Annotated in this window: 18 protein-coding genes; 9 read left to right on the plus strand and 9 right to left on the minus strand. The window is 59.6% G+C overall.

The genetic code is table 11. The features are described 5' to 3' along the window. Nucleotides 1-34: 34 nt before the first annotated feature. The gene (locus GA0061103_RS10405) at nt 35-1,078 is read right to left on the minus strand and encodes an aldo/keto reductase (protein ID WP_092710541.1); all 1,044 of its coding nucleotides are present in this window, start codon (nt 1,076-1,078) and stop codon (nt 35-37) included. A gap of 195 nt (nt 1,079-1,273) precedes the next feature. Between GA0061103_RS10405 and fabD the strand changes: the two genes are divergently transcribed. The 7 genes from fabD (at nt 1,274) to gmk (ending at nt 7,973) form a co-directional block, all read left to right on the plus strand. Beyond that, nucleotides 1,274-2,218 (plus strand): ACP S-malonyltransferase, encoded by a 945-nt coding sequence (gene fabD / locus GA0061103_RS10410; protein WP_092710544.1) that lies wholly within the window; start codon nt 1,274-1,276, stop codon nt 2,216-2,218. A 25-nt stretch (nt 2,219-2,243) separates the two neighbouring features. Beyond that, nucleotides 2,244-2,981, plus strand: a complete 738-nt coding sequence (fabG, locus tag GA0061103_RS10415) for a 3-oxoacyl-[acyl-carrier-protein] reductase (RefSeq protein ID WP_092710547.1) — start codon at nt 2,244-2,246, stop codon at nt 2,979-2,981. A gap of 286 nt (nt 2,982-3,267) precedes the next feature. Further along, nucleotides 3,268-3,504 carry an acyl carrier protein gene (locus GA0061103_RS10420; protein ID WP_004122114.1) on the plus strand — a complete coding sequence of 79 codons (237 nt, stop codon included), beginning with the start codon at nt 3,268-3,270 and terminating at the stop codon, nt 3,502-3,504. 114 nt (nt 3,505-3,618) lie between these two features. Next, the gene (fabF, locus tag GA0061103_RS10425; protein ID WP_092710550.1) at nt 3,619-4,881 is read left to right on the plus strand and encodes a beta-ketoacyl-ACP synthase II; all 1,263 of its coding nucleotides are present in this window, start codon (nt 3,619-3,621) and stop codon (nt 4,879-4,881) included. Nucleotides 4,882-5,094: 213 nt separating this feature from the next. Further along, entirely contained in the window at nt 5,095-6,309 is a 1,215-nt protein-coding gene (mltG, locus tag GA0061103_RS10430) for an endolytic transglycosylase MltG (RefSeq protein ID WP_092710553.1), read from the plus strand. A gap of 110 nt (nt 6,310-6,419) precedes the next feature. Continuing rightward, nucleotides 6,420-7,307, plus strand: a complete 888-nt coding sequence (locus GA0061103_RS10435) for a YicC/YloC family endoribonuclease (RefSeq protein WP_092710555.1) — start codon at nt 6,420-6,422, stop codon at nt 7,305-7,307. Nucleotides 7,308-7,310: 3 nt separating this feature from the next. Next, nucleotides 7,311-7,973 carry a guanylate kinase gene (gene gmk, locus GA0061103_RS10440; RefSeq protein ID WP_092710558.1) on the plus strand — a complete coding sequence of 221 codons (663 nt, stop codon included), beginning with the start codon at nt 7,311-7,313 and terminating at the stop codon, nt 7,971-7,973. Nucleotides 7,974-7,975: 2 nt separating this feature from the next. Here gmk and rsmA read toward each other — a convergent pair whose 3' ends face one another. From rsmA to GA0061103_RS10475, 7 genes are all read right to left on the minus strand, one after another. Beyond that, nucleotides 7,976-8,803 (minus strand): 16S rRNA (adenine(1518)-N(6)/adenine(1519)-N(6))-dimethyltransferase RsmA, encoded by an 828-nt coding sequence (gene rsmA / locus GA0061103_RS10445; RefSeq protein WP_092710561.1) that lies wholly within the window; start codon nt 8,801-8,803, stop codon nt 7,976-7,978. Then, entirely contained in the window at nt 8,803-9,837 is a 1,035-nt protein-coding gene (gene pdxA / locus GA0061103_RS10450; RefSeq protein ID WP_092710563.1) for a 4-hydroxythreonine-4-phosphate dehydrogenase PdxA, read from the minus strand. Before pdxA ends, rsmA begins: the two co-directional genes overlap by 1 nt. 6 nt (nt 9,838-9,843) lie before the next feature. Beyond that, nucleotides 9,844-10,788 (minus strand): SurA N-terminal domain-containing protein, encoded by a 945-nt coding sequence (locus GA0061103_RS10455; protein ID WP_092710566.1) that lies wholly within the window; start codon nt 10,786-10,788, stop codon nt 9,844-9,846. A gap of 208 nt (nt 10,789-10,996) precedes the next feature. Further along, nucleotides 10,997-13,390 carry an LPS-assembly protein LptD gene (locus GA0061103_RS10460; RefSeq protein ID WP_092710569.1) on the minus strand — a complete coding sequence of 798 codons (2,394 nt, stop codon included), beginning with the start codon at nt 13,388-13,390 and terminating at the stop codon, nt 10,997-10,999. Then, nucleotides 13,391-14,476 carry an LPS export ABC transporter permease LptG gene (lptG, locus tag GA0061103_RS10465; RefSeq protein ID WP_092710572.1) on the minus strand — a complete coding sequence of 362 codons (1,086 nt, stop codon included), beginning with the start codon at nt 14,474-14,476 and terminating at the stop codon, nt 13,391-13,393. Further along, a complete protein-coding gene (gene lptF / locus GA0061103_RS10470; protein WP_092710575.1) occupies nt 14,473-15,651 on the minus strand; it encodes an LPS export ABC transporter permease LptF in 1,179 nt (392 codons plus the stop codon). The genes lptG and lptF overlap by 4 nt, the downstream gene beginning before the upstream one ends. Nucleotides 15,652-15,753: 102 nt before the next feature. Beyond that, on the minus strand, nt 15,754-16,536 hold the full coding sequence (locus GA0061103_RS10475; RefSeq protein WP_092710578.1) for a phosphatase PAP2 family protein: 783 nt from the start codon (nt 16,534-16,536) through the stop codon (nt 15,754-15,756). Between the two features lie 217 nt (nt 16,537-16,753). Between GA0061103_RS10475 and GA0061103_RS10480 the strand changes: the two genes are divergently transcribed. Then, nucleotides 16,754-18,250 (plus strand): leucyl aminopeptidase, encoded by a 1,497-nt coding sequence (locus GA0061103_RS10480; protein ID WP_092710581.1) that lies wholly within the window; start codon nt 16,754-16,756, stop codon nt 18,248-18,250. A 32-nt stretch (nt 18,251-18,282) separates the two neighbouring features. After that, complete coding sequence (locus GA0061103_RS10485; protein WP_092710584.1) at nt 18,283-18,732, plus strand: DNA polymerase III subunit chi; 450 nt, start codon at nt 18,283-18,285, stop codon at nt 18,730-18,732. A 27-nt stretch (nt 18,733-18,759) separates the two neighbouring features. Here the strand turns inward: GA0061103_RS10485 and GA0061103_RS10490 are convergent, their stop codons facing one another. Then, on the minus strand, nt 18,760-19,305 hold the full coding sequence (locus GA0061103_RS10490) for a GrpB family protein (RefSeq protein WP_092710587.1): 546 nt from the start codon (nt 19,303-19,305) through the stop codon (nt 18,760-18,762). Nucleotides 19,306-19,341: the final 36 nt, after the last annotated feature.

Consider the following 19,341-nt stretch of genomic DNA (forward strand, 5'->3'; position numbering starts at 1 on the left):
CGCTTATTCGCTTTGAATCCTACCGGCAGGTTCCTCACATCGGCATCGGATATTTCCGGTGCACCTGCTCGATCTCGGCCAATGCCTCTGCGGGCAGCGTCACATAGGCTGAAGCCACATCGGTCTCGAGCTGCGCCATCGTCGTGGCACCGATGATGACGGAAGCCATGAAGGGCTTGGCGAGGCAGTAGGCGAGCGCCAGCTTCGACGGATCGATGCCGTATTTGGCGGCGATTTCCAGATAGGCCTTGACCGGCGGTTCCTGCAGCGGCTGCAGGCGGCCGCCGATGTCTTGGTTGATCGAGCCGCGCGAGCCGGCCGGGCGGGCGCCGCCGACATATTTGCCGGTGAGGATGCCGCCGGCGAGCGGCGAATAGGCGAGCAGACCGACATCTTCGTGATGCGACAGTTCGGCCAGATCGAGGTCGAAATGCCGGTAGAGCAGATTATATTCGTTCTGCGTGGTGGCGACGCGCGGCAGGCCCCTCTGCTCTGCAATCGTCAGATATTTCTGGATGCCCCAGGTCGTCTCGTTCGAGAGGCCGACGGCGCGGATCTTGCCGGCCTTCACCAGCTCGCCCATCGTCTCCAGGATCTCGGTGATATCGGCGATAGCCTTCTCGCGATCCTGGTTGAAGGGATTGTAGCGCCAGTTCTGACGGAAATGGAAATGGCCGCGGTTCGGCCAGTGGACCTGATAGAGGTCGATATAGTCGGTCTTCAGCCGCTTCAGGCTGGCATCAACAGCCGCGTTGATATTGGCAGCATCCGGACCTTGTCCGCCGCGCAGATATTCGCGGCCCGGGCCGGCAACCTTGGTGGCGAGCACGACATCCTTACGTTTGCCGGTCTTCTCGAACCAGGTGCCGATATATTCCTCGGTGCGGCCCTGCGTTTCCGGCCCCACAGGCGTCGTCGGATACATTTCGGCGGTGTCGAAGAAATTAATGCCCTTTTGGATCGCATAATCCATCTGTTCATGGGCTTCGGCTTCGCTGTTCTGCGTGCCCCAGGTCATCGTGCCCAGGCAGATCTGCGAAACGGAAATATCGGTGCGGCCTAAATTCTTATATTTCATGGGAAAACCTTGGGGAATGGGAGAAAGCCAAAATGAATGAGGTCGCGAGAATTTAGGCCTGATCTGAGCGAGCGCAAGAAAAAAATCATTGCGCTTCGCGGGTGCAAAAGCCTGTGGCTGCGGGGCTTGCGCTATTGACTCCGCCGCAAACAATGTCATTGGGAAGCGAAACGACCCCTAAAAGGACGCTTTATAATGACTGTTGCTTTCACATTTCCAGGCCAGGGCAGCCAAGCTGTCGGCATGGGCAAGGACCTTGCCGACAATTTCGTCGAGGCGCGCGCCGTCTTCGAGGAAGTCGATGAAGCGCTCGGTGAAAAGCTCTCCGACGTCATCTTCAACGGCCCGGAAGACAGACTGACGCTGACGGCCAATGCGCAGCCGGCGCTGATGGCCGTCTCGCTCGCCGTCATCCGCGTGCTGCAGGCTCGCGGCCTCGATCTCAAGAGCAAGATCTCCTATGTCGCCGGCCATTCGCTCGGCGAATATTCCGCACTCTGTGCCGCCGGCACCTTCTCGCTTGCCGATACCGCGCGTCTGCTGCGCATTCGCGGCAACGCCATGCAGGCGGCCGTTCCGGTCGGCGTCGGCGCTATGGCTGCGATCATCGGTCTTGAACATGCTGACGTCATCGCCGTCTGCGCCGAGGCTTCCGAGCTCGGCGCCTGCCAGATCGCCAACGACAATGGTGGCGGCCAGATTGTTATCTCCGGCGAGAAAGCCCCGGTCGAAAAGGCTGCCGAGCTTGCGACCGCCAAGGGCGCCAAGCGTGCCATCCTGCTTCCGGTCTCCGCACCCTTCCACTCCACATTGATGGCACCGGCCGCAGAAGCGATGCGCGAAGCGCTTGCCGGCGTTGCCAAGGCCAACCCGGTCGTTCCAGTCATCACCAATGTCAAGGCTGCTCCGGTCACGGATGCGGATGAGATCGCCAGGCTGCTGGTCGAACAGGTCACCGGCCAGGTCCGCTGGCGCGAGACGGTGGAATGGTTTGCCGCCAACAACGTGACAACATTGTATGAAATTGGCGCCGGCAAGGTGCTGACGGGCCTTGCTCGTCGCATCGACAAGACGGTCAACAGCATCGCCGTCAACAATGCTGCCGATATCGACACGGCGCTTGCAGCATTGCTCGGCTGACATATTCAAGGAACGAGGGACGCACATGCTTGATTTGACCGGCCGCAAGGCCCTGGTAACCGGCGCATCCGGCGGCATCGGTGAAGAAATTGCCCGGCTCCTGCACAAGCAGGGCGCCATTGTCGGCCTGCACGGCACGCGCGTCGAAAAGCTGGAGGCGCTGGCCTCCGAGCTCGGCGATCGCGTCAAGATCTTCCCGGCCAACCTGTCGGACCGCGACGAAGTGAAGGCACTCGGCGCCAAGGCCGAAGAAGAACTCGGCGGCGTCGACATTCTCGTCAACAATGCCGGCATCACCAAGGACGGCCTCTTCGTGCGCATGAGCGACGAGGACTGGGACGCCGTGCTGGAAGTCAACCTCACTGCCGTCTTCCGCCTGACGCGCGAGCTGACCCATCCGATGATGCGCCGCCGCTACGGCCGCATCATCAACATCACCTCCGTCGTCGGCGTGACGGGCAATCCGGGTCAGGCGAACTATTGCGCCTCCAAGGCTGGCATGATCGGCTTCACTAAGTCGCTGGCGCAGGAAATCGCCACCCGCAACGTCACGGTCAACTGCGTTGCGCCGGGCTTTATCGAAAGCGCAATGACCGGCAAGCTGAACGACAAGCAGAAGGAAGCCATCATGGGGGCGATCCCCATGAAGCGCATGGGCACGGGTCAGGAAGTCGCTTCCGCCGTCGCTTATCTCGCTTCCTCGGAAGCCAGCTACGTCACGGGCCAGACGATCCATGTCAACGGTGGCATGGCGATGATCTAAAGGAATTGCTGTTGGGGGGAACTTTCCCGCCAATAGCATGTTGAGCAACCCGGAGCCGGCTATTTTCTGGCTTTGCGACGGACTTAAACCGTGTTAAGCGGGCCATGACTGTGAACAGTCGTCCGGAAAATTCAGGCGGACTGGGCCACATTCAAGGCGCTGGACCGGATCTCAATGCCGGGTTGAACGGGTTTGCCAGCGGCGTCGGAACAGATGCTGCAGGTTTGAATTAGGGTAGGGATGTCACAAGGCATTCTCATCAGGACATAAGGTCGAGGAAACCGACATGAGCGATATCGCAGAACGCGTAAAGAAAATTGTTGTTGATCATCTTGGCGTTGACGCCGACAAGGTTGTTGAAAGCGCAAGCTTCATCGACGATCTGGGTGCGGACTCGCTCGACACCGTCGAACTGGTCATGGCCTTCGAAGAAGAATTCGGCGTTGAAATCCCGGACGACGCTGCTGACTCGATCCTGACGGTCGGCGACGCGGTAAAGTTCATTGAGAAGGCTCAGGCCTAATCTTTCGCGCTTTTTGACGGGGCGGGCTGAAGAGTCCGCCCTATTTCGTCCGGTGAAGCCGGCCGAAGCATATTTATACGCATATCATCATAAAAAGACGGGGGTCTGCGGGCGATGAGACGTGTCGTTATCACGGGTACCGGCATGGTATCACCTTTGGGCTGTGGCACTGAGGTGTCTTGGACGCGTTTGCTTGCTGGGCACAACGGTGCACGCCTCGTGACTGAATTCGAGGTCGAAGACCTCGCGGCAAAGATTGCCTGCCGCATTCCCGTCGGCGACGGTACCGATGGCACTTTCAATGCTGACGATTGGATGGAGCCGAAGGAACAGCGCAAGGTCGATCCCTTCATCATCTATGGCATGGCGGCCGCTGATATGGCGCTGGCCGATGCCCACTGGCACCCGGAAACGGATGAGGATCAGATCGCCACGGGTGTCATGATCGGCTCGGGCATTGGCGGCCTCGAAGGCATCGTCGAAGCCGGCTACACGCTGCGCGACAAGGGGCCACGCCGCATCTCACCCTTCTTCATCCCCGGCCGCCTCATCAATCTCGTTTCGGGTCAGGTTTCGATCCGCCACAAGTTGCGCGGCCCGAACCATGCGGTCGTCACCGCATGCTCGACCGGTGCGCATGCAATCGGCGATGCCGCCCGGCTGATTATGCTCGGCGATGCTGATGTGATGGTCGCAGGCGGTGCCGAAGCCCCGGTTTGCCGTATCTCGCTTGCGGGCTTTGCGGCCTGCAAGGCGCTGTCGACGGACTTCAACGATACGCCGCAGAAGGCCTCGCGCCCCTATGACCGCGACCGTGACGGCTTCGTCATGGGCGAGGGCGCCGGCATCGTCGTTCTCGAAGAACTGGAGCACGCCAAGGCGCGCGGTGCCAAGATCTACGCCGAAGTCGTCGGCTACGGCCTCTCGGGCGACGCCCATCATATCACCGCTCCGTCCGAGGATGGCGAGGGCGCTTTCCGCTGCATGACATCAGCGCTGAAGCGCGCCGGCCTGACGCCTGCCGATATCGACTACATCAATGCCCATGGCACATCGACCATGGCCGATACGATCGAACTCGGCGCTGTCGAGCGGCTGGTCGGCGATGCCGCGTCGAGGATTTCCATGTCGTCCACCAAGTCGGCGACGGGCCATCTTCTTGGTGCTGCCGGCGCCATCGAGGCGATCTTTGCGACGCTCGCCATTCGCGACAATATCGCCCCGCCGACGCTGAACCTCGACAATCCGGAGCGCGAGACCGCCATCGATCTCGTTCCGCACAAGGCCCGCAAGCGCGAAATCAACGTCGCGCTGTCGAACTCCTTCGGCTTCGGCGGCACGAATGCGTCGCTTGTCCTGCGCCGCTATGAGGCTTAATAACAACGCGTAACTGTTGGGGCGAGGGTGCCTTGCGGCAATCTCGCCCGCATCCTTGATTGTTGCTGCGCCTTCGTCTTTCTCGGGAATATGGTGCGGGAACGCCTGATCGGTCGAAGTCGGAGCCTGGAGCTCCGCCTTATCTTCTGAACCTGCTTTTTGCCGCATTGCTTGGCCAAAGAGCAGGCAATGACAAAAGGGAAGGGATTGCCGGTGAGCGATACGAACCAGAGCAACGGAACTCCGAACGGGCAGAAGGGGCCGATTATCCCGAAATCGGCGAATGAAGCCCTGCGTCCGGAGCGTGTTCCGGATCCGCCGAAGCGTTCGCGCAAAGCCCGCAGCCAGATGGTCATCTTCCTGAACTTCCTGATGACGCTTGCGGTTTTCGTCGCCGTTGCCGCCATCGGCGGCGCCTATTACGCATTTTCGATCTATCAGGGTCCCGGTCCTCTGACGACCAACACCAATTTCATCGTGCGCAATGGTGCTGGCCTCAGCGAGATCGCCAACCGTCTGGAATCCAATAACATCATCACGGATCAGCGCATCTTCCGCTGGCTGACGGCCACCTATCTTCATGACGGTGAAACGCTCCGCGCCGGCGAATACGAAATCAAGGCCGGCGCTTCCATGAAGGACATCATGGAACTGCTGAAGTCCGGCAAGTCGATCCTCTATTCGGTTACTTTGCCGGAAGGGCTTACGGTGCGGCAGATGTTCAACAAGCTGCAGGCCGATGTCGTGCTGGAGGGCGATCTGCCGTCGGCCTTGCCGCCGGAAGGCAGCCTGAGACCGGACACCTATAAGTTCACGCGCGGCACCAAGCGTACCGAAATCATTCAGCAGATGGCGGCGGCACAGGCCAAGCTGGTCGATCAGATCTGGGAGAAGCGCGATTCAAGCGTTCAGCTGGCGAACAAGCAGGATTTCATCACGCTGGCTTCTATCGTGGAGAAGGAAACCGGCCTGGCGGATGAACGTGCCCATGTCGCTTCCGTCTTCCTGAACCGGTTGGGCAAGGGCATGCGCCTGCAGTCCGACCCCACGGTCATCTATGGCCTCTTCGGTGGTGAAGGGAAGCCGTCCGATCGCCCGATCTATCAGTCCGACCTGAAGAAGGACACCCCTTATAATACCTATCTCATCAAGGGCTTGCCGCCGACGCCGATCGCAAATCCGGGCAAGGATGCTCTGGAGGCCGTCGCCAACCCCTGGAAGACGCAGGACCTGTATTTCGTCGCTGACGGCACAGGCGGACATGTCTTTGCCGCGACGCTGGACGAGCACAATGCCAATGTCAGGCGCTGGCGCAAGCTCGTCGCCGAAAAGGGTGAAGACCCCAGCACCATCGCCGTGGATGGCCAGCCCGACGACGCTGCCGTAGCCCCTGGCTCGGGCACGCAGCAGAAGAAGAAAACCAACTGATCCTCGCCGCGCCGTAGCTTCCTTAAGGAGCATGGCGCGGATTCACTTTACATTGGCCCGTAATCCGAAGATTTTCGATGGATTGGGGATAGGAACTATCGGAGGCTTGCATGGCGTTGCAGTCCATGACCGGCTTTGCCCGGCGTGAGGGAACGAGTGGTCGTGGCCGCTGGGCATGGGAACTGCGCTCGGTAAACGGCAAGGGGTTGGATATCCGCCTGCGCTTGCCGCCAGGCCTGGAGCGCCTCGAAGCGGATGTCCGCAAGTCGATTGCGGATCGGCTCTCACGCGGCAATCTTCAGGTCAACCTGTCGCTCTCGGTGGAAGAAAGCCGTATCGAGGTGGTCGTGAACCAGGATGCGCTGACGGCGGTCCTGGCGCTGCGCGATCAGCTTGCTGGTATCGTCGATCCCGCCCCGCTGCGGCTGGAAAGCCTGATGGCTGTGCGCGGCCTGGTGGAATTCAAGGAAGCCGAGGAAGACGAGGACGCCGTCGCCGCGCGCGACGCCGATATCATGACCGGCCTCGAGGCGGCGCTGGGCGATCTCCGCGACATGCGCCGGCAGGAAGGCGATGCACTCGGCAAGGTTCTGCTTGGCCATGTCGCGACGATCGAGACGCTGACATCAACGGTCGAGCGCGATCCCTCCCGTTCCCCGCAGGAAATTGCTGCGAGGCTGGCGACGCAGGTTTCGATGCTCCTGGACGGCTCTACGGGCCTCGACCGTGACCGGCTCCATGCCGAAGCTGCCCTTCTTGCCACCAAGGCCGATCTGCGCGAGGAAATCGATCGCCTGAAGGCGCATGTGGCGGCTGCGCGCGATCTTATGTCCAAGGGCGGCCCTGTCGGCCGCAAGCTCGATTTTCTTGCACAGGAATTTAACCGGGAATCGAATACCATTTGTTCGAAATCGAATGCAGCGGCCGTGACTGCCGCCGGCATCGAGCTGAAGGTAGTCATCGACCAGTTCCGCGAACAGGTCCAGAATTTGGAGTAGGCCATGAAGCCGGCGACATCCACATCCATTCCGATCGCCCGCCGGGGGCTGATGCTTGCCATCTCCTCGCCCTCGGGCGCCGGCAAATCGACGATCGCGCGCACATTGCTCGATAAGGACAAGCAGGTCAGCCTGTCGGTCAGTGTTACCACTCGACAGCGTCGCCCGAGCGAGATCGAAGGCGTGCACTATCATTTCGTCTCGCAGCGCGAATTCGAGCGTCTGCGCGATTCTGACTCCTTGCTCGAATGGGCCGAGGTGCACGGCAATTTTTACGGCACGCCGCGCGAGCCCGTTGAGACGGCGATGGCGGAAGGCCGCGACATGCTTTTCGATATCGACTGGCAGGGCGCCCAGCAGTTGCAGGAGAAAATGCCGGCCGATGTCGTCTCCATCTTCGTGCTGCCGCCGACGATGACGGAGCTGCAATCGCGTCTGCATCGGCGCGCAGAGGATTCCGAAGAGGTGATCGCCATGCGTCTCGCCAATTCCCGGGCCGAGATCGCTCACTGGCGCGAATATGACTACGTCATCGTCAATGACGACCTGAACATTGCTTTCGATGCCGTTCAGTCGATCGTCAAGGCCGAACGTCTGCGCCGCGACCGTCGGCATGGCATGTTCGACTTCGTTCGGGACTTGCTGGAAGAGACGCCGAAGCTCTGAGCTTACAGGCAATTCGCCAGCCGGCAGAATTCTTCCACAGAAAGCGTTTCGGCGCGGCGCTGCGGGTCGATATCGGCCTTCAGCAGAAGCGCTTCGCCGCCAAGCGGCTTCAGGCTCTGGCGCAGCATCTTGCGGCGTTGGCCGAAAGCGGCCTGGGTCACCTTCTCCAGCTTGTCGACGGCGCAGGGAATGGGTTTTTCCCTCGGCGTCAGATGCACCACGGTCGAGGTCACCTTCGGCGGTGGTGTGAAGGCCTGTGGAGATATGTCGAAGGCCATGTTGGCCTCGGTCCGCCAGCCGCAGAGCACGCCAAGCCGGCCATAGTGATCGTCATCCTCCTGTGCGACGATCCGCTGGCCGACTTCCTTCTGGAACATCAGGGTCAGGGATTGCCAGAAGGGCGGCCATTGAGCCGGCAGAAGCCAGTTCACCAGTAGCTGCGTCCCGACATTATAGGGCAGATTGGCGATGATCTTGACCGGCCCTTGCGGGGCAAGGGCGGCGAAATCCGTCTTCAGCGCATCGCCTTCGATCACCTCTAGCCGGCCGGGATAATGATCCGCGATTTCCGCCAGCGCCGGCAGGCAGCGCGCATCGCGCTCGACGGCGATGACCTTGGCCGCCCCGAGCGCCAGGATGGCGCGCGTGAGGCCTCCCGGTCCAGGGCCAACTTCGAAGACGGTGACGCCCTCGAGCGATCCGGCTGTGCGCGCGACCTTCTGGGTCAGATTGAGGTCGAGAAGGAAGTTCTGGCCAAGCGCCTTGCGTGCGTCGAGGCCATGACGCTGGATTACATCGCGAAGAGGCGGCAAGCCATCGAGAGCGGCCATCAGGGATTGTTTCCGGTCTTGCTGCTGATTTCACTCGCCAGCTTGAGCGCGGCGACAAGGCTGTCTTCCTTGGCAATACCTTTGCCGGCGATGCCGAAAGCCGTTCCGTGATCCGGGGATGTGCGGACAAAGGGTAAGCCGAGCGTGACATTGACGGAATCGTCGAAGCCGAGCGCCTTGGCCGGGATCAAGGCCTGATCGTGATACATGCAGATGGCAACATCGTAATGCCGGCGGGCGTCGTCATGGAACATGGTATCGGCGGGCAGGGGCCCGAATGCGTCGATGCCCTCGGAGCGGAGCCTGTCGATGGCAGGCCGGACGATTTCGTCGTCCTCCTTACCGAGCGCGCCATTCTCTCCCGCATGCGGATTGAGACCGGCAACCGCAAGGCGCGGCTTGGAGATGCCGAAACGGACGCGGAGGTCGTGATCGGTAATCCGGCAGGTTTCGGCGATCAGATCGGAGGTCAATGCTTCAGGCACCTCCTTCAGCGGAATATGGATGGTGACTGGGATCGCGCGAAGCTTCGGACCGGCAAGCAGCATGACCGGCATGACCGGCTTTCCAGTGGCGCGCGTTGCAAGGTCCGCCAGGAATTCCGTATGGCCGGGAAAGCCGAAACCGGCGTCATAAAGCACCGATTTGGCAATCGGGTTGGTGACGACTGCGGATGTCCGGCCACTCATGCTGAGGGAAACGGCCGTTTCGATAGCGGCAATCGTGCCTTTTGCGGTCGCCACATGCGGCTCGCCGGCGATGACATCCATGCCGGCTTCGATCGGCAGGATCGGCAGGATCGGCAGCGCATCGGGAAATATATTGCAGGCATTCGCCGGATCCGCGGTCGCAAGCGGTACGGTCAGGCCGAGCTGAGAAGCCCGTGCCGCAAGCACGGCGGTATCGCCGAGAAACAGGAAGGGCGGCAAATCCAGCTCGCCGCGGCGGAGCCAGGCAGCGAGCGTGATATCGGGACCTATGCCGGCCGGATCCCCCTGCGTGAGCGCGAGGGGGAGGGAAGAGCGCGGTGGCATCGTTAATCAGCGATAGACGATCTGCGCCTTGGAGCGCAGTTCGTCCATATACTTCTTATCATTCGCGCTGACGCCTTCTGCCTTGTCCTTGCCGAGATCCTCGGCACGGAACACGGCAGCCGCAGCGACGTCGTCGTTCACCTGGCGCTGTGAGCAAATGGCAACGTATTCGATGCCACGATCGGTCACGATCGGCGTGGTCGTGTTGCCGGACGCCTTCTCCAAGAGCGGCTTCCACATTTCCGGAACCTCCGGTGCAAGCACACGGCCAAGGTCCTGGACGGAGACGTCATGCATGGTTGCAGCAAAGACCTTCGCCTGGTCGCAGCCAGGGAATTTGGAGCGCGATGCTTCGGCCTCGGCCTTGCGCTGGTTCAGAATGGCGTTCCGCTTAGCGGTCGGGACGACAAAGATGATCTGCTTCAGGAAATACTCCGTCGTGACCGGCTTCGTCTTGTTTTCCGTCATGCGCGTCACGAGATCGTCGTTCGACATGCGGCTTTTTGCGCCGAAGCGCGCATTGACAACCCGCGGCCAGCTCATGGAAACGGCGATATAGGACTTGAAGTGATCGACGCCGACGCCGGCCTTTTCGAGAATCTGGCTAAGCTGCGCCGGAGTCATCTTGTTGCTGGAGGCGAAACGGCCGAAGGCGGCATCGACGTCCGTCGTCGAAACGGACATGCGCAAGCGAGAGATCTCGGCGCGCTTCAGCGTTTCGTCGACAAGCTGATCCTTGGCGAGCTTGTTCAGATCGCCTTTCTGGCGCTGCAATTTGAGGAAGGCGACGCGCTTGGCAATGTCGCCGGATGTGATCACCTGGCTATTGACAAGGACCTTCACTTCGCTTGCTGCGAAAGCAACATCGCTGCTCGGCACGGCGAAGCTCGCCATAACCAAGGCCGCGGCTCCGAACAGCAGAGCGCGCATCGGTGTCTTTCCAGAAAACATCAACTACCCCTTCCCAAAGGTATTTCCTGCCAGCATTGCGCCGTTTTGCTATGCCTGTCGCGCAATACGGCAACTTTGCGCCACATGTCTACATCAAGCGCGATGAATTGCAAAATCCTTGCGGCGAAACAATGACGCCAGCGGCGGCAAGCTGCATCAACGCAAAAGAGCCGGCGGTGAGGCCGGCTCTGCGCAGTTTCGAACCCTATCAGAACGTTGCGTCCTGAACGCTGCCGAGGTTGACGTCGCCGAGGGTGCGGAAGGTCAGGCGGGCGCCGATCGACCAGTTGCTTGCCGAGCTGGCGGTTGTATCCTTCTTGTCGAGGAACGACACGGTGAAGATCGTGCATTCGTCCTCGTAGGAAAGACCGACGCCCTGGCGGGTGATCTCGTTGCTGTTGAGATCATAGCTGACCGTGCCGAAGACCGACCAGTACTCCTTGAACTTGATCTGTGCGCGCGTCTGGATTTCGTCCTGATTGCTGGTGAAGCCATACTGCGGCTGGGCAGCAATATGCGTGTAGATCAAGGATGTCTGGAACACATCGTTCGAGAAGCCGACTGCCGTATCCCCGCGACGGAAGGCGAAATCCTTCTCGTCGAAGCGGTAGGACTGCGACAGCGAAATACCCTGCGGCGTCGTCAGGCCGAACATGGTGACATAGTCGGAACGGGTGGTTTCAAGTCCCGAATCCGAACCTACACCGGCCAGATCGTCTGTCGCAAAGGAGTTGCGTCCCGCGAGCTGATAGGACTGTCCGAAAATATGCTGCAGTTTGTAACCGCTGTCGAAGCTGGCGGTGTAGCGCCATCCGAGATTGGCACGCGTGCCGCCTTCAACGCGGTCGAAGCCCGAGAACTTGTCACGATCAAACAGGTTGGTCGCATCGAAGACAAAGCTCTGCGCATCTTCATTCGGCAACCGCCCAGCAAGCTGCTCGTCCGGGCGCACATAGATCTGAGCGATCGGCTCAAACACGTGCGTGCTGTTGCTTGTGGTGATGAGGAACGGATACTTGGCCTCGAGGCCCAGGGTTGCCATGCCACGCGCGGCATAGTCGCTGTTGTCGTAATTGCCGGAGTAGGTGTTGGCCGCCGGCCCATTCATGTCCAGGCCGTAGACGTCGCCGCGAAGTGCTGCCAGCGGCGTCAAAACCAAGCCCTGATCCGTGGTGAAGGTGCGCTGCCACTGCACCTCGGTGCTCAGACGCGTATAATCTCCGGAAAGACCGAGGTAGCGGTCATTCAGGCTGGAGTCACCAAGAGAGCTCGTGGCGTCAAGGAAGGATGTCTTGTCACGCGACAGATGCGTGAAATTCATCGTTGCCGACAGCTCGCCTCCGTAAACCGACTTCGGATCGACATAGTGGTAGTCGACGCTCGGATAGACGTATGCCTGCTGCTTCTGCGCCGTGGCGTTATTGTCTGTGTCTTGCACGTTATAGTAGAAAGCGCGCATATCGAAGAAATTGCGCTTTCCGATACCTGTCAAATAGGCCTGGTTCGTATGGGTGCTCTGGTTGAGACCATCCAGGCCATAGGTGCGCGAGAAGTTGTTATCGCTCTGCGCCATGACATCCCAGCCGAAAGTCCAGCGAGGATTGATTCTGAAATCGGCCTTGGAGCTGATCATACCGCGCGTTTTGTGCTCGGCATCGGTCGTACCCGCCGTGAAGGCGTCCGGATTCATCTGGCTGATGCCGGCAACACGCAGGGTGTGGGTACCGTTCTCGAAGCGCTGGCGGAATTCACCTTGGAGCAGCAGGCCCTGATTGGAGTAGCCCGTCGCGGTGACCGTCGCATCCATGCTCGGCGAGATGACGTAATAATAAGGAACCGTTACACCGACGCCGAGACGCTGAGAAACGCTAACCGACGGAAACAGGAAGCCGGACTTGCGCTTGACCGTATTGTCGGGAACCGTAATCCACGGAACATAGGCGATCGGCTGTCCGAACAGCTCGAAACGGGCGTGCTCAAGACGAATGGTATGCGTCTGGCCGTTCTGGACGACGCGCTGAGCCTTGACCTGCCACAGCGGCGCACGGCCCTGTTCGGAGCAGGCCATGCAAGCGGTGTAGACGCCCTTTGTCAGAATCAGCTGCGTGCCGCCGACCCGCTCGCCCTTTTCGGCGACCATGCGGGTATTGTCGGGCATTTCGATGCGCAGGGCGTTGACGAAGCCGTCGGAGAAGCTGTCGGTGACGTCCATTTTGTCACCGTACATGCGATTGCCGTCCGGGGTGATCAGCTCGACATTGCCAAGAGCCGTCATCCGCCCGGATTTCTGATTATATTCAACCTTCTGGGCGACCATTCTATAGCCGCCATAGTTGATCTGGACCGCACCCGTCGCCGTGACGATCTGCGTATCCTTGTTATAGACCAATTCGTTGGACGAAAGGACTAGCTTTGCGCCTTCCGGCACCTTCACCTTGATAGGGGAGGTTGCAGCACCGGCGCCGCCATTGTTGGTGTTGGCATTACTATTGTTGGCCTGGGCGTAAGCAACGACCGGACTCAAAATATATGCACACGCGGCCGTGCCCGTAACGAGGGCAGCCACATACTTTCTGATACTCTTGCGGTTGCCTGCCGCCACTTAGCCGTCCTCCTGATGAAGCAGGATCGTTGCTCCGAATGCCAATGCGACGATCACGGGTATCCATGCCGCCACGTAGGGAGGAACCACTCCGCTGCTCCCGAATGCCTTTACAAGCACGGTGACAACATAAAGCACGAAGCCGGAGAGGATTCCACCCAGAATCACAGAGCGCGATTGATTGAATCTACTGAATTTTAGGGACACGGTTGCCGCAATCAGAGTCATTGCCACGAGAAGGAATGGCTGTGACAGCAGCGAATGAAACTGTGTCTCAAGTGCGTTGGTCGAGATGCCGAAGGAGCGTGCGACCTTTATTCGATTAGAAAGATCATAAAAAGCAATGGTTTCCGGCTGCGCCAAACGTTGCGAGACGAAATCCTGTTTCAGATTCGTACGGACCTGTATCGAATTTTTGTGATCCGGAATTTCGCCCGGCCGCCGTTCGACGACATTGTTAAGAAGCCAGTAACCATCTTCCAACTTTGCCGAGTCCGCGTCCTGGCGGAGAACGATATTTCCCTGTGAATCGAAGTGGATAAACACCACTCCGGTCAGCGTCGTTCCGTTGTTCAGAATGGCCTTGGCGCCGATGATCGTATCGTCTTTTCCGTTGGACTGGCGCAGCCACGGAATAGAAAGTGTATTGCGATAGGACGGGTCGCCGCGCAGATCGGCTTCGATCGCTTCGGCGTGTCGCTGCCCCCATGCCGCCACCGGATTGAGCGCTAGCATGGTCATGAGGCCCACACAGAAGGCGCCCATGATGAAGGGCGTCATGAACTGCCAGACGGAGATGCCGGCGGCGCGCGCGATAACCAGCTCACGGCGGCGGTTGAGGGCGATCAGTACCGTCATGCCCACGAAGAGCGCGATGAACGGTACCGTCTGCTGCAGGATGAACGGCAGTCTGACCGCCGTCATCAGCAAGCCGATGGAGACGGTATATCCGGGCAGGCCGGCAAGCCGTCCAGCGGTCTCGCTGAAATCGACGAGATAAACGATCGAGATGACGCCGAGGAAGAACCAGAACGTCGTCACGATGTAACGCGTGAAGAAATAGCGCCCGAGCGTGCCGAAAATCATGCACCGCCCCCGTTCGAGCTGCCTGGTGCGGTCGGCATGCGGTCCTGAACTCTTTGCCGCCAGTTGCTGAGGCGGTTGCGGATCGAGACCGGCATCGTCATCTTCCGGTTCCGCAGCAAGAGTATGATCGCGATAAGCGCCGCGATGATATTGATTGCGTAGAGAACGCCGATGAATTTGGCTGAATTGTCGATCTGGTTGGCAGCGTAGAAATCTGCCCAGCGCAACGCGAAGGATAGGGTCAGCGCCGACACCATCGGATGTAGCCGAGCCTCGCGATGTGATCGCGCGTCACCGGCGATAACAAGCGATATTAGCGCAAATATTGCCGGCAGCGCCCAGTCGTTAAGGCGGCGATGCAATTCGGCGCGGTAATCGCCAGGTCTTTGCTTGTAGTCCGGATCGTTCGTGTCCGGATTGAACAGGAAACCAAGGCTGCGGTCGCTGGCACGCGCATTTGCCTGGCCGCGGCTCTGCGTCATATCCGACAGGTCGAAGGAATAGGAATCGAACTTGATGACCGAGACGCTGCCATCGGGCGTCTTGCGGTGAACCTCGCCGTCTTTCATCAGCAGCGATGTACCGCTCGGATCGACGGCGCCTTCCTTGGCATAATAGATGAGGTCAAAGGCAGGGTCGCGGGAATCAACCACGAACAGCCCCTTCAGGATTCGTCCCGACAGGCGCTGTGAGATCTGCACATAGAGCCCATCCTCGATGCGCCGGAAGTTCTTCTCTTCGATCACGGTGGACAGAAGATCGGCATAGGCCTCGGCTACCATCTGGCGGGCGGCGACACGTGCTCTCGGCTCGACGACATTGTCGACGAAAAAGGAGAACACGCTAATCGCAATGGCGAGAATCATGACCGGGCGGATGATGATGCTACGCTTCGCGCCAGCAGCTTCCATGACGGTCAGCTCAGAATCGCTGTTCATCGCCGTCAAGGTCTGCGTGATGCCGATGACCAATGCGAAAGGCAGAACGATCGGGATGATCGTCGGCAGAATGAGCGTCGCGAGCTTCGCGAACGATCCCATCGACTGGCCGCTATCGGTCACGAGATTGATGCGTTGCAGGACCTGGGTGGTCCAGATAATGGCGAGCACCGGCAGCAGCGCTACCAGGAACATCATACCGACACGCCGTACGATATATGTCTCGAATAACTTCATGCCGGCCCTTAAACGCAACAGCTGCCGAACGAGCCGACAGAGATTCACCCTCCTCTACGCTGTTTACGTTTTTTTGGCGACAACCAACTCGAAAAAAATTCGTTAATTTTCTGAGATTCTTCTGTCGTGTGTCGTTTGGGATAAAGCGAGCAGTGCGGCGAATATGACAAGCGACGAAAGCCAGCCGAGGACGGCATCGGAGAGATAGTGTCCGCCAAAGGCGACTCTAAGTGCCGGAATCAGAAGCGAAACTGCCGTGATCGGCAAGGCGGCCGCCAATCGGAACGGCTGCGGAATGATGAAGATCAGGCAGAACAGCCAGCCACCCGCTGCAGCTTCGCCCGAGATGAAGGAACAGTTGCTGACACATTTGCCGGCGAAGGATCCGGCATGCACGAAATCGAGCGTGCCGCCGAAGAGATCGGTCTGTCGTGGGCGTGGGCGCCCGGAGAAGGCTTTCAGCCACAGATTGACGATCAGCACGGGACCTAGCAGCAAGGAGCCGAGCGCAATCTTGAGATTGCGGGCTCTGAGCGCGTTGAAGGTCGCGCCGTGATCCTGCCAGCATCTGAGAAGCATCCAGAGCAGCAGGAAGGCGACGACGTAAGGTAGCTGAAAGAATATTTCCCTCAGCAGGCGCATGTGCTGATCGCCGCTATAAGGGAAGATGCCACAGATCTGGTCGGGCTTGGTGCTTCCGAGGCATTGCTGCGGTTGGAAGAACATAGTCGCGACGCCGAGATCCATCTGTGGAAAAAGTGAAAACAGACCCAACAACGCCCACCAGAGACAGAAGAGAGCGATGAAGGCATCACCTGCCGTGCGTGGCCGTAAAATCTCTGGAAAGCGATCTTCGCGATTGAAGCTGTTGAAATCTATGATCAAGGCGGCTTTCCGACAAGAATTGTGCCGCCAAGGCGGCTAAAACACCATCGCGTGCAGTCTAGTCGCACTAAATGACAGGGATTTGAAGCCGCTGACCGCCATATATCGCCTTATATAAGGAATGCTGCGCCAAGCGCTTGTATTCCTTAGTCAGACCCTGAATGATGGTTGTGCAAAGTTCTCTCACTACGACGCATATTATCTTATCGGAGCAGAAATGTCTGTGAAATTCGAGATTTCCTTCGCCAAGTCGGCTCGTCTCAGCGGCGGTCTGGCCATTCTCCTGAAAGGCACGGACAGTGAGCTGCCGGCTGGTGCCGAGAGCGCCGATCCGGCGAATGTTTTCGCCAAGGCGGCGCCGGTATCCGGCTTCAAGAGCAAAGCGCTGAGCAGTCTGGATATCATCGCGCCCGAGGCCTCGCCTGTCGACCGGATCATCGTTATCGGCGCCGGCAAAGCCAAGGACCTGACCGCGCACGACTGGCTGAAGCTCGGCGGCAGTGCAGCTGCAAAAATCCGCAACACGGAGAAGGTCGCGATCTTCCTCGATGCGTCCAACGTCGAAGTCGGACCTAAGGAAGCGGCCGATTTTGCCCTGGGCATGCTTCTGCGCGCCTACAGCTTCGATACCTACAAGACGAAGAAGGGCGATGAGGACGAGAAGGGTGCCTCCCGTAAGGCGGTGAAGGTGACGATCGTTACCCAGGAAGCGGCAGCTGCCAAGAAGCTTTATGCGACCTCCGAAGCCGTGGCCGGCGGCGTGATTCTCGCGCGCGATCTCGTCAACGAGCCGCCGAACGTTCTCGGGCCTGTCGAATTTGCGGCAAAGGCCAAGGAATTGGAGAAGCTCGGTGTCGAGATCGAGATCCTGACGGAGCGCGAAATGCGCCGGCTCGGCATGGCGGCCCTGCTGGGCGTCGCGCAAGGTTCTGCCCGGCCGCCGCGGCTGGTGGTCATGCAATGGAAGGGCGGCAAGGCGAAGGACAAACCGGTCGCCTTCATCGGCAAGGGTGTCGTCTTCGACACCGGCGGTATCTCCATCAAGCCGGCTGCCGGCATGGAGGAGATGAAGGGCGACATGGGCGGTGCGGCAGCCGTCACCGGCCTCATGCATACGCTTGCCGCGCGCGAAGCCAAGGTCAACGCCATCGGCGTCATCGGTCTTGTCGAAAACATGCCCGACGGCAATGCACAGCGCCCAGGCGATATCGTCACCTCCATGTCCGGTCAGACGATCGAGATCATCAACACCGACGCCGAGGGTCGGCTCGTTCTCTGCGATGCGCTCTGGTACACGAACGACCGCTTCAAGCCGCAGTTCATGATCAATCTGGCGACCTTGACCGGCGCCATCCTCGTCGCGCTCGGCAATCTGCAGGCCGGTCTGTTCTGCAATGACGACAAGCTGGCGGGCGAGCTGACGGCGGCAGGTCTTGCGACCGACGAGCGCCTTTGGCGCATGCCACTCGGCAGGGACTATGACAAGATGATCGACAGCAAGTTCGCCGATATGAAGAATACCGGCGGACGTCATGCCGGCTCGATCACCGCCGCCCAGTTCCTGAAGCGCTTTGTCGGTGATACGCCCTGGGCGCATCTCGATATCGCCGGCACGGCGATGGGTTCGGTCCAGGACGAGATCAACCAGTCCTGGGGTTCGGGTTACGGCGTGCGCCTGCTCGATGAGCTGGTCAAAGCCAATTACGAATCGTGACCCGTCTTGCTTTGTGAGATAGAAGAGGCGCCATGACCGACGTTCTCTTCTATCACCTGACGGAATCGAAGCTCGAAGATGCCCTGCCGCCGCTGATCGACAAGAGTGTCGAGCGCGGCTGGCAGGTCGCCGTGCAGATGCGCGAGCCGGCCCGACGCGATCTCCTGGATAGCCATCTCTGGACCTATCGCGAGGACAGCTTTCTGCCGCATGGCACCGATGAAGATGAGATGGCAAGTCGCCAGCCCGTGCTGCTGACGATTTCGCCCGACAATATAAATGATGCCACCGTGCGTTTCTTCATCGACGGCGCCGAGGCGACGGATGTCGGAGCCTATCAGCGCGTCGTTTTGATGTTCGACGGCTATGATCAGGAGCAGCTGGAAAGCGCGCGCGCCCAATGGAAACGTCTGAAAGGCGAGGGGCATAACCTCACCTACTGGCAGCAGACGCAGGATGGCCGCTGGGAAAAGAAGGCCTGACCTTTTCCTGCTTCGCGAAAAGCTGCTTTACGCGCCTTCCGCCAGGATCTTCTGGATGAATTCCTTCTTCGCCGCCGTATAGGACGCGCGATCATTGGCATATTTTGCCGCGAGTTCGATCTTCAGCGCTTCATAAGCATGCGCCAGATCCGGCTCTTTGCGCAATCGGTCGCGAAAGATGAGGAAGTTGCGCCAGGTCGGGCCACCATATTCGACCACATGCACGAGATGCGTGCGGGTGTCCCCTTCGATATCGCGGCCGAAAATATGGTCATCGGGTACGATGTGGCTGCCGGCATAGACGTAGCCGATAGAGGCCATCGGCTCGACACAGGCGAGCCCATCCTCGAAGCGCCGCACACCGACGGCTATATCGATAATTGGCTTGGCTTTTATCGCCGGGATCGAGGTGCTACCGAAATGCTGGACATCGACGGCGAGGTCGCCGAGAGCCTTGCGAATGGCGGACTCCTCCAGCAAATAGGCTTCGTGCCAGCTCTGGTTCGGGTCGGCGAGCTTGACGGACTTGTTGCCGACGCCGAGCCCATAGGATTGTTCATGCTCCGATGCCATAGGCATCTCTCCGATGAAGACGATGCGCTACGCTAG

Origin of the sequence: Martinezella multihospitum (genome assembly GCF_900094585.1) — a bacterium.
Taxonomy (GTDB): domain Bacteria; phylum Pseudomonadota; class Alphaproteobacteria; order Rhizobiales; family Rhizobiaceae; genus Rhizobium; species Rhizobium multihospitium.

Excerpts from the sequence above, each read along its gene's own strand:
- GA0061103_RS10420 (WP_004122114.1), top strand. The coding sequence starts at position 3,268 with ATGAGCGATATCGCAGAACGCGTAAAGAAAATTGTTGTTGATCATCTT.
- GA0061103_RS10485 (WP_092710584.1), top strand. The coding sequence starts at position 18,283 with ATGACCGACGTTCTCTTCTATCACCTGACGGAATCGAAGCTCGAAGAT.
- pdxA (WP_092710563.1), bottom strand. The coding sequence starts at position 9,837 with ATGCCACCGCGCTCTTCCCTCCCCCTCGCGCTCACGCAGGGGGATCCG.
- fabG (WP_092710547.1), top strand. The coding sequence starts at position 2,244 with ATGCTTGATTTGACCGGCCGCAAGGCCCTGGTAACCGGCGCATCCGGC.
- GA0061103_RS10405 (WP_092710541.1), bottom strand. The coding sequence starts at position 1,078 with ATGAAATATAAGAATTTAGGCCGCACCGATATTTCCGTTTCGCAGATC.
- GA0061103_RS10480 (WP_092710581.1), top strand. The coding sequence starts at position 16,754 with ATGTCTGTGAAATTCGAGATTTCCTTCGCCAAGTCGGCTCGTCTCAGC.
- lptF (WP_092710575.1), bottom strand. The coding sequence starts at position 15,651 with ATGAAGTTATTCGAGACATATATCGTACGGCGTGTCGGTATGATGTTC.
- fabF (WP_092710550.1), top strand. The coding sequence starts at position 3,619 with ATGAGACGTGTCGTTATCACGGGTACCGGCATGGTATCACCTTTGGGC.
- GA0061103_RS10490 (WP_092710587.1), bottom strand. The coding sequence starts at position 19,305 with ATGGCATCGGAGCATGAACAATCCTATGGGCTCGGCGTCGGCAACAAG.
- gmk (WP_092710558.1), top strand. The coding sequence starts at position 7,311 with ATGAAGCCGGCGACATCCACATCCATTCCGATCGCCCGCCGGGGGCTG.
- rsmA (WP_092710561.1), bottom strand. The coding sequence starts at position 8,803 with ATGGCCGCTCTCGATGGCTTGCCGCCTCTTCGCGATGTAATCCAGCGT.
- GA0061103_RS10435 (WP_092710555.1), top strand. The coding sequence starts at position 6,420 with ATGGCGTTGCAGTCCATGACCGGCTTTGCCCGGCGTGAGGGAACGAGT.
- lptG (WP_092710572.1), bottom strand. The coding sequence starts at position 14,476 with ATGATTTTCGGCACGCTCGGGCGCTATTTCTTCACGCGTTACATCGTG.
- fabD (WP_092710544.1), top strand. The coding sequence starts at position 1,274 with ATGACTGTTGCTTTCACATTTCCAGGCCAGGGCAGCCAAGCTGTCGGC.
- GA0061103_RS10455 (WP_092710566.1), bottom strand. The coding sequence starts at position 10,788 with ATGTTTTCTGGAAAGACACCGATGCGCGCTCTGCTGTTCGGAGCCGCG.